General features: G+C 75.5%; 2 protein-coding genes. Both read left to right on the plus strand.

Annotated features, from left to right (window positions below):
• Positions 1 to 4,968, plus strand: a 4,968-nt coding sequence (locus tag ACFU6K_RS17815; RefSeq protein WP_380664017.1) for a type I polyketide synthase, incomplete at its 5' end; no start/stop codon positions are given.
• Positions 4,965 to 10,727, plus strand: a 5,763-nt coding sequence (locus tag ACFU6K_RS17820) for an SDR family oxidoreductase (protein WP_380664019.1), incomplete at its 3' end; no start/stop codon positions are given. The genes ACFU6K_RS17815 and ACFU6K_RS17820, both read left to right, overlap by 4 nt.

A 10,727-nucleotide genomic window follows, 5' to 3' on the forward strand; every position in this document is an offset into this window, starting at 1 on the left:
GTCGTGTTCGCTCACCCCCACCCGCCCGCCCTGGCCGAGGAGATCCTCTCCCGGCTCTTCGGAGCCGAGACGGCGACCGGCGCCGGGCAGGCGCCCGCCGTGGTCGCGGCCCCGGCCGAACCGGTCGCGATCGTCGGCATGGCCTGCCGCTACCCCGGCGGGATCCGGACCCCCGAGGAGCTCTGGACCCTCCTGGCCGAGCACGGGGACGCGATCGGCGGCTTCCCGACCGACCGCGGCTGGAACACCGAGGGCCTCTTCGACCCGGACCCGGACGCCGAGGGCAAGACCTACGTCGCCGAGGGCGGATTCCTCACCGGGGCAGCCGAGTTCGACGCCGCCTTCTTCGGGATCAGCCCGCGCGAGGCCCTGTCGATGGACCCCCAGCAGCGGCTGCTGCTGGAGACCTCCTGGGAGGCCGTCGAGCGCGCGGGCATCGATCCGAAGTCGCTGCACGGCTCCGCGACCGGCGTCTTCGTCGGCGCGGCCCGGTCGACCTACCTCGGAGTGGTGGAGGAGACCGCCGGGTCCGAAGGACACCGCATGACCGGCACGGCGATGAGCGTGCTGTCCGGCCGGATCGCCTACGCGCTGGGCCTGGTGGGCCCGGCGATGACGGTGGACACCGCCTGCTCCTCCTCGCTGGTCGCGCTGCACCAGGCGGTGCAGGCGCTGCGGTCGGGCGAGTGCTCGGTCGCCCTGGCGGGCGGCGTGACGGTGATGGCCGACCCGGGCGAGTTCGTCGGCTTCTCGCGGCTGCGGGCCCTGTCGCCGAACGGCCGCTGCCAGGCCTTCGGCGAGGGCGCCGACGGCATGGGCATGGGCGAGGGCGTCGGCGTCGTGGTGCTCGAACGCCTCTCCGACGCCCGCCGCAACGGGCACCGGGTGCTCGGCGTGGTGCGCGGCAGCGCCATCAACCAGGACGGCGCCTCCAACGGCCTCACCGCCCCCAACGGCCCCTCGCAGCAGCGCGTCATCCGCGCGGCGTTGGCCAACGCCCGGATCTCGGCGGCGGACGTGGACGCGGTCGAGGCGCACGGGACGGGTACGGAGCTCGGCGACCCGATCGAGGCCGGCGCGCTGCTGGCGACGTACGGCCAGGAGCGTTACGGGGACCGGCCGTTGTGGCTGGGGTCGGTGAAGTCGAACATCGGGCACGCGCAGCAGGCCGCCGGTGTGGCCGGTGTGATCAAGATGGTGCTGGCGCTGCGGGCTGGTGTGCTGCCGAAGACGCTGCACGCCGATGAGCCGTCCTCGCACGTGGACTGGGAGACGGGCAATGTCCGTCTGCTCCAGTCCGAGGTGGTGTGGCCGGCGGGCGAGCGGCCGCGCCGGGCGGGTGTGTCGGCCTTCGGGATCAGCGGCACCAACGCGCACGTGATCATCGAAGAGGCGCCGGCCGAGGCGGAGGCGCCCGTCGACAGTGACACCGGAAACGTCGTGCCGGTGCTGTCGGGTGACGTCCCGGCGTGGGTGCTGTCCGGCCGTGACGGGCAGACGCTCGCCGGTCAGGCGGGCCGGCTGCGCGAGCACGTGGCGGAGCGGCCGGAGCTGCCGGTCGGGGACGTCGCGTGGTCGCTGGCCACCACGCGGTCGGCGTTCGAGCAGCGCGCGGTGGTGCTGGGCACGGACCGGGACGACCTGGCGGCAGGCCTGACGGCCGTCGCCACGGGACAGCCCGCGCCCGGCGTGGTCACCGGCGAGGTCGCCCCGGACGGGGTGGGGCGGACGGTGTTCGTCTTCCCCGGCCAGGGCAGCCAGTGGGTCGGGATGGGCCGCGAGCTGGCCGAGGCCTCGCCGGTGTTCGCGGCGCGGCTGGCGGAGTGCGCCGAGGCCCTGAAGCCTTACGTGGACTGGCAGTTGGACGATGTGCTGGCCGGGCGTCACGGTTTCGAGGCCGCCGACGTCGTGCAGCCGGCGCTGTGGGCCGTGATGGTCTCCCTCGCTGCCGTCTGGGAGGCGGCCGGTGTCGCCCCCGATGCCGTGGTCGGCCACTCGCAGGGTGAGATCGCCGCTGCTGCCGTCGCGGGGATTCTCTCCCTCGACGATGCGGCGAAGGTCGTCGCCCTGCGGAGCAAGACCCTGAAGGCGCTGGCCGGTCGTGGCGGGATGCTGTCGATCGCCGAGCCGGTGGAGGGCGTCCGGGCGCGGATCGCTTCGTACGGTTCCCGGTTGTCCATCGCGGCCGTCAACGGCCCGTCGGCGACCGTCGTCTCCGGAGACGCCGACGCACTGCGCGAACTAGCCGACTCCTGTGGGGAGTTCCCGCGCACCCGGATGATCCCGGTGGACTACGCCTCGCACAGCGCCCACGTGGACGAGCTGCGCGAGGAGATCCTCGCCGTCCTCCAGGGCATCACACCGACCGAGGCCCGCATCCCCATGGTCTCCGCCATGACCGGCGCGTGGCTGTCGGGCCCGGAGCTGGACCCCGACTACTGGTACGCGTCCCTGCGCGAGACCGTCGAGTTCGACCGCGCCGTGCGCATCCTCGCCGACGCGGGCCACGGGGCGTACGTCGAGGTGTCCCCGCACCCGGTGCTCACCCCGGCGATCAGCGACGCCTTCGCGGACCGGACCCCGGCCGTGGTCGGCACGCTGCGCCGCGAGGACGGCGGCGCCGGGCGTCTCCTGACCTCGCTCGCCGAGGCGTACGTCCGGGGCCTGCCCGTCGCCTGGACCGCGCTCCTGGGCGGCGGCACGGTTGTGGACCTGCCCACCTACGCCTTCCGGCGGGACTGGTTCTGGCCGGAGCCCACGGAGGCCCCGACCGCGCCGGTCACCGCGGGCACGCCCGCCGAGGCGGGCTTCTGGAACGCCGTCGAGAGCGGTGACGCCGCCGCTCTCGCCGACCTGCTCGGCGTCGACCCGGCCGACCCGGCCCTCGGCGCGCTCACCGGCTGGCGCCACCGCGAACGCGCCGAGTCGGCCGTCGCCGGCTGGCGCTACCGCATCGCCTGGTCGGCCCTGTCCGAGCACGGCGCCGCGTTGACCGGCACCTGGCTGCTCGTCGGCTCCGCGCCGGACGTCGCCGACGCCCTCACGGCCGCCGGCGCCCGGGTCCTCACGGTGGCCGGGGACGGCCTCGACACCACCGACCGCGAGGCGCTCGCCGCCGCGCTGCCCACCGGTGTCGACGACCTCTCCGGCATCGTCTCCGCCCTCGCCCTCGACGACGAGGCGGCCTCGCCGCTCGACGCCCACCCCGGCGTCCCGCGTGGCCTGGCCGCCACCCTGGCCCTGGCCCAGGCCGTCACCGACCGGCGCGGGGACGGGGACGACACGCCCGCCGCCCCGCTGTGGGTGCTGACCAGGGGCGCGGCCGCCGCCACCGACGGCGAACCGGCCGGCCCGCCCGTCCACGCCCAGATCTGGGCCCTCGGCCGGACGGCCGCCCTCGCCCACCCCGACCTGTGGGGCGGTCTGATCGACCTGCCGCGGCGTCCCGAGGACACCGGCCCCGCCCTGCGGCGCCTGGCCGCCGTCCTCACGGGCGGCGACGGCGAGGACCAGGTGGCGCTGCGCCCGTCCGGCGCGTACGGACGACGGCTGGTGCGCGCCGCGCAGCCGCAGGCCCCGGCGAACGGCGCCGCGTGGACCCCGCGCGGAACCGTCCTGGTCACCGGCGGGACCGGCGCCATCGGCGAGCACGTCGCGCGCTGGCTCGCCGACCGCGGCACGCGGCGCGTGGTCCTGACCGGCCGGCGCGGCCCGGCCACCGAGGGCGTCGCCGCCCGCGCCGCCGAACTGGCCGCCCGCGGCACCGGCGTCGACGTCGTCGCCTGCGACGTCGCCGAGCGCGCCGAGGTCGCCGCCCTGCTGGCCCGGATCGACGCCGGCGGCGGCCCGGCCCTGTCCACGGTGCTGCACACCGCGGGCGTCGGCCAGGGCGGCACCGTCGGCGAGACCACCGCGGCCGGACTGGCCGAGGTGTGCGCCCCCAAGGCGGGCGGCGCCCGCTGGCTGGACGAGCTGACCGCCGACCGCGGCCTCGACGACTTCGTGCTGTTCTCCTCCGGCGCCGCCGTCTGGGGCGGCAGCGACCAGGCCGGCTACGCCGCCGCCAACGGCTACCTCGACGGCCTCGCCGCCGAACGCCGCGCCGCCGGCCGCCCCGCCACCACGCTCTCCTGGGGCCTGTGGGACGGCGGCGGCATGGGCGGCGGCAGCGTGACCACCAGGCTGACCCGCTACGGCGTCCGGGCCATGGCGCCCGAACTCGCCGTCCGCGCCCTCGGCCAGGCCCTGGACGCGGGGGAGGACGCCGTCACCGTCGCGGACATCGACTGGCCGGTGTTCGGCCCGACGTTCACCCTGCGCCGTCCCAGCCGGCTCCTCGCCGACCTGCCGGACGCCGGGACCCGACCGGAGCCCGCGGACTCCGGCCCCGGGACCGACGGACCGGACGGCACCGGCCTGGCCGGGCAACTCGCCGGCCTGCCCCACGCGGAGCAGCTGCGCCGACTCGTGGAGATCGTCTGCGACCAGGCCGCCGCCGTCCTCGGCCATACCGCCGGGGCCCTGCCCAAGGGCCGTCCGTTCCGCCACCTCGGCTTCGACTCGGTGATGGCCGTCGACCTGCGGAACCGGATCACCGAGAGCACCGGGCGGCGGCTGCCCGCCACCCTCGTCTTCGACCACCCGACCCCCGCCGAACTCGCCGAGTACCTGCACGGCGAACTCGGCCTGCGAGCCGCGCCGGCCGACGACACCCGGGCCGCCCCCGGCGCCGACCCGGTGCTCGACGGGCTCGACCGCCTGGAGGCCGCGCTCGCGGCGGTGCCCGGCGGCAGCGGCGCCCGGCGCGACGTGACCCTGCGGCTGAGGAACGTGCTCTCCCGCTGGCTGGGCGACACCGAGCAACCACGGCAGGACGAGCAGGAGCAGCAGACGCTGGCCGGGCGACTGGACGACGCCGACGCCGGCGAGGTCCTGGACTTCATCAACAAGGAATTGGGGCTTTCGTGATGACCGGTGGTGCGCAGGCGGCGGGCGGCGACAAGCAGCTGCTCGACACTCTGAAGAAGCTCGCCGCCGATCTGTATCGGACCCGCGAGCGCGTCAAGGAACTGGAAGCCGGCGAGCGCGAGCCGATCGCCGTCGTCGGCCTCGGCTGCCGCTACGCCGGGGGGATCACCGGCCCCGACCGGTTCTGGGACCTGATCGCCGCCGGGACGGACGCCATGGGCGGCTTCCCCACCGACCGCGGCTGGGCGGAGTGGGAGCGCGCCTACGGCAACCCGGACGCGCGCGCCGGCGAGGAGTACGCCCGGGTCGGCGGATTCCTCTACGACGTGGCCGACTTCGACCCCGGGTTCTTCGGGATCAGCCCGCGCGAGGCCCTGGCGATGGACCCGCAGCAGCGGATCCTGCTGGAGACGGCCTGGGAGGCGGTCGAGCGGGCCGGCATCGACCCGATGTCGCTGAAGGGCTCCGACACAGGCGTGTTCGTCGGCGCCAGCGGCACCGCGTACGGCTCGGGCGTGGGCGGCAACGGCAGCGGCGCCGAGGGCTACAAGATGACCGGCGGCCTGACCGCCGTCGTCTCCGGACGCATCTCCTACACGCTGGGCCTGACCGGCCCGGCCGTGACGATCGACACCGCCTGCTCGTCCTCGCTCGTGGCGCTGCACCTCGCGGTGCGCTCGCTGCGCTCGGGCGAGTGCTCCCTCGCCCTGGCGGGCGGCGTCGAGGTGCTGGTCATGCCCGACGCGTACATCGAGTTCTCCCAGCAGGGCGGCATGGCCGCCGACGGCCGGTGCAAGTCCTTCGCCGCCGAGGCCGACGGCATCGGCTGGGGCGAGGGCGCCGGCATCATCGCGCTGGAACGGCTCTCGGACGCCCGCCGCAACGGCCACCAGGTGCTCGGCGTGATCCGCGGCAGCGCCGTCAACCAGGACGGCGCCTCCAACGGCATCACCGCCCCCAACGGGCCCTCGCAGTACCGCGTCATCCACTCGGCGCTGGCCGACGCCGGCCTGACCACGGCCGACGTGGACGTGGTCGAGGCGCACGGCACCGGCACCACGCTGGGCGACCCGATCGAGGCGCAGGCGCTGCTCGCCACCTACGGGCAGGCCGAGGACCGGGCCGCCGACCGGCCGCTCTGGCTGGGCTCGGTGAAGTCCAACATCGGCCACTCCGGCTGCGCGAGCGGCGTCGCCGGTGTGATCAAGATGGTGCTGGCGCTGCAGCACGGCGTGCTGCCGAAGACCCTCTTCGCCGAGAACCCGTCGCCGCACGTGGACTGGGCGTCGGGCAACGTCCGGCTGCTGAGCGAAGCGGTGGCGTGGCCGGCGGGCGAGCAGCCGCGCCGCGCGGGCGTGTCCGCGTTCGGCGTGAGCGGCACCAACGCGCACCTGATCCTGGAGGAGGCACCGGCGGGCTCGGGCCGTCCGGAGGTCGTGGCGGGCACCGCGCCGCGCGTCCTGTCCGGCGAGGGGCTCCCCGCGTGGGTGCTGTCGGGGCAGAGCGCCGCGGCGCTGGCCGGTCAGGCGGACCGGCTGCGTGAACACGTGGCGGAGCGGCCGGAGTTGTCGGTCGGCGACGTCGCGTGGTCGCTGGCCACGACGCGGTCGGCGCTGGAGCACCGGGCCGTCGTGCTCGGCGCGGACCGGGACGGACTCTCGGCGGGGCTTTCGGCCGTCGCCGCGGGGCAGCCCGCGCCCGGCGTGATCACGGGGGCGGTGGCTGCTGCCGGGGTGGGGCGGACGGTGTTCGTCTTCCCGGGGCAGGGGAGCCAGTGGGTCGGTATGGGGCGTGAGCTGGCGGAGTCGTCGCCGGTGTTCGCGGCGCGGCTCGCGGAGTGCGCCGAGGCTCTGAAGCCTTACGTGGACTGGCAGTTGGACGATGTGCTGGCCGGGCGTCACGGTTTCGAGGCCGCCGACGTCGTGCAGCCGGCGCTGTGGGCGGTGATGGTGTCGCTGGCCGCGGTGTGGGAGGCGGCCGGTGTCGCCCCCGATGCCGTGGTCGGTCACTCGCAGGGTGAGATCGCCGCTGCCGCCGTCGCGGGGATTCTCTCCCTCGACGATGCGGCGAAGGTCGTTGCTCTGCGGAGCAAGACTCTGAAGGCGCTGGCCGGTCGTGGCGGGATGCTGTCGATCGCGGAGCCGGTGGACGGTGTCCGGGCGCGGATCGCTTCGTACGGTTCCCGGTTGTCGGTGGCGGCGGTGAACGGCCCGTCGGCGACAGTCGTCTCCGGTGACGCGGACGCGCTGCGTGAACTGGCGGACTCCTGTGGGGATTCGCCGCGTGCCCGGATGATCCCGGTGGACTACGCGTCCCACAGTGCCCACGTGGACGAGCTGCGCGAGGAGATCCTCGCCGTGCTTGAGGGCATCGCGCCGACCGAGGCCCGCGTCCCCATGGTGTCGGCGCTGACCGGCGCCTGGCTGTCGGGCCCGGAGATGGACCCCGACTACTGGTACGCCTCGCTCCGGGAGACCGTCGAGTTCGAGCGGGCGGTCCGCATCCTCGCCGACTCCGGGCACGGGGCGTTCGTGGAGGTGTCCCCGCACGCGGTGCTGACCGGCGCGGTGGGCGACGTCGTCGAGGACGTCGAGGGCTCGGCCGTGGTCGGCACCCTGCGACGCGACGAGGGCGGCGCCGAGCGCCTGCTGACCTCGCTCGCCGAGGCCTACGTGCGGGGCCTTCCGGTCGACTGGGCCGCGCTCCTGGGCGGCGGCACGGTCGTGGACCTGCCCACCTACGCCTTCCAGCGCCGGCGCTACTGGCTCGGCGCCGTGGCCTCCGTCCAGGCCGACGGCCCGGACACCTCGGTGGACGACTGGCGCTACCGGATCGTCTGGCAGGCGGCCGACGCGAACCGGGCCGCCACGCCGTCGGGGACCTGGCTGCTGGTCGGCGACGGCCCCGACCGGGAGGCGGTCGCGGAGGCGCTGACGGCCCACGGCGCGAGCGTCGTCGCCGTCGCGGGACCGGAGGACGTCGACGCGGCCCTGGTCGAGGGCGTGGCCGGTGTGGTGTCGCTGCTGGCCCTGGACGAGACGCCGCTGGCGGAGCACCCGTCGGTTCCGGGCGGTCTGGCCGGGACGGTCGACCTGGTCCGGGTGCTGGTCGAGACCGGGGTCACGGCTCCGCTGTGGGTGCTGACCCGTGGCGCGGTGGCGGTCGGCTCGGACGAGGTGACGACCAGTCCGGTGCAGGCCCAGGTCTGGGGTCTGGGCCGGGCCGTGGGCCTGGAGCACGCGGACTGGTGGGGCGGTCTGGTCGACCTGCCGCCGGTGCTGGACGTCGAGGCCGCCGCCCGCCTGGTCGGCGTGTTCGCCGACGGCCGGGAGGACCAGGTCGCCGTCCGGCCCTCGGGCGTCTTCCTGCGCCGTCTGGTGCGGGCCGAGGCCCGCCGCGTGGAGTCGGCGGGCTGGTCGCCGCGCGGCACCGTGCTGCTGACCGGCGGTACGGGCTCGATCGGTGTCTGCATCGGCCCGTGGCTGGCCGAGCACGGAGCGCCGAGGGTCGTTCTGACCTCGCGCTCCGGCCCGTCGGCGCCCGGGGTGGCGGCGCTCGCCGCCGCCGTGGCGAACGGGGGATCCGCTGTCGAGGTCGTGTCGTGCGACCTGGCGGACCAGGACCAGGCAACCGGCCTGGTGGCCTGGATCGAGGACTCCGGCCCCGGCCTGTCCACCGTCCTGCACTCCGCCAACGCGCCGTACCTGGCCCGGGTGGAGGACACCAGCCGCGAAGGCCTGGTCGCCGCGCTCGGCGCGAAGGCGGCCGGCGCCGTCCACCTGGACGAGGCGACGGCCGGCTTGGGCCTCGACGAGTTCGTCCTCTTCTCGTCGATCTCGGCGACCTGGGGCAGCAACGACCACGGCGCCTACGCGGCCGGCAACGCCTTCCTCGACGCGCTGGCGGAGGACCGCCGGGCCCGGGGCCTGCCGGGCACCTCGATCGCCTGGGGTGTCTGGAACACCCGTGACTGGGACGCCGTGGACGCGGTGATGGACCAGGCACCCGGCCGGGTGACGCCCCAGCGCCTGCTGCGGCAGGGCATGAACTTCCTGGACACGCAGCGCGCGCTGACGGCGCTTGGCGAGGTCCTCGCCGACGACGAGACCTTCATCGCCCTCGCGGACGTGGAGTGGCAGAAGTTCGCGCCGGTGTTCACGGCCGCGCGTCCCCGCCCGCTGCTGGACACCATCCCCGAGGCCCGGGCCGAGTCGGCCGCCGGGACGGTCGCCGACGAGCGCGGCGAGTTCGCCTCCCGGCTGGCCGGCCTGTCGGCGGCCGAGCGGCGCCGGAGCGTCGTGGAGCTGGTGCGCTCGCACGCCGCCGCGGTGCTGGGCCACGACTCGGCGGACGAGATCGTCGCGACGCGGGCCTTCCGCGAGCTGGGCTTCGACTCGCTGACCGCCGTCGAGCTGCGCAACCGCCTGAACACCGCGTGCGGCCTGCGGCTGCCGTCCACCGTCGTCTTCGACCACCCGAGCGCGTCCGCGCTGGCCGAGGAGATCCTGAGCGCGCTGTTCGGGGCGGAGGGCCCGGGCCAGGTGGTCGCGGTGGCCGCCGCTCCCTCGGAGCCGATCGCGATCGTCGGCATGGCCTGCCGCTACCCGGGCGGCGTGCGCTCGCCCGAGGAACTGTGGGACCTGGTCGCCGCCGGCGGGGACGCGATCAGCGGCTTCCCGGCCGACCGCGGCTGGGACGCCGAGGCGCTGTTCGACGCGGACGCCGACGCCGAGGGCTCGACCTACGTCGTGGAGGGCGGATTCCTCAGCGGCGCCGGGGAGTTCGACGCCGGATTCTTCGGGATCAGCCCGCGCGAGGCGCTGGCGATGGACCCGCAGCAGCGCCTGCTGCTGGAGACCTCCTGGGAGGCCGTCGAGCGCGCGGGCATCGACCCGCAGACGCTGCACGGCTCGGCGACCGGTGTCTTCATCGGCGCGGCCCCGTCCGGCTACTTCGGCGCGGTCGGGGACGAGGCCGGCGTGCAGGCCCACCTGATCACCGGGAACGCGCTGAGCGTGCTCTCCGGCCGGATCGCCTACTCCCTGGGCCTGGTCGGCCCGGCGATGACCGTGGACACCGCGTGCTCCTCCTCGCTGGTCGCGCTGCACCAGGCGACTCAGGCGCTGCGGTCGGGCGAGTGCACGGTGGCGCTGGCCGGCGGTGTGACCGTGATGGCCGACCCCGGCGAGTTCGTCGGCTTCTCGCGGCTGCGCGCGCTGTCCTCCGACGGCCGCTGCAAGGCCTTCGGCGAGGGCGCGGACGGCATGGGCATCGGCGAAGGCGTCGGCATGCTGGTGCTGGAACGGCTGTCGGACGCCCGCCGCAACGGCCACCAGGTGCTCGGCGTGCTCCGGGGGAGCGCCGTCAACCAGGACGGTGCCTCCAACGGCCTGTCCGCGCCGAACGGCCCGTCGCAGCAGCGCGTGATCCTCTCCGCGCTGGCCAACGCCCAGCTGTCGGCGTCCGACGTCGACGTGGTCGAGGCGCACGGCACCGGCACCACGCTCGGCGACCCGATCGAGGCCGGCGCGCTGCTGGCCACCTACGGCCAGGGACGGGCCGGGGACCGGCCGCTGTGGCTGGGTTCGGTGAAGTCGAACATCGGGCACGCGCAGCAGGCCGCCGGTGTGGCCGGTGTGATCAAGATGGTGATGGCGCTGAGGGCCGGCGTGCTGCCGAAGACGCTGCACGCCGAGCAGCCGTCCTCGCACGTCGACTGGGACCTGGGCAACGTCCGTCTGCTCCAGGAGCAGGTGGCG

Source organism: Kitasatospora sp. NPDC057512 (assembly GCF_042802135.1).
Taxonomy (GTDB): domain Bacteria; phylum Actinomycetota; class Actinomycetes; order Streptomycetales; family Streptomycetaceae; genus Kitasatospora.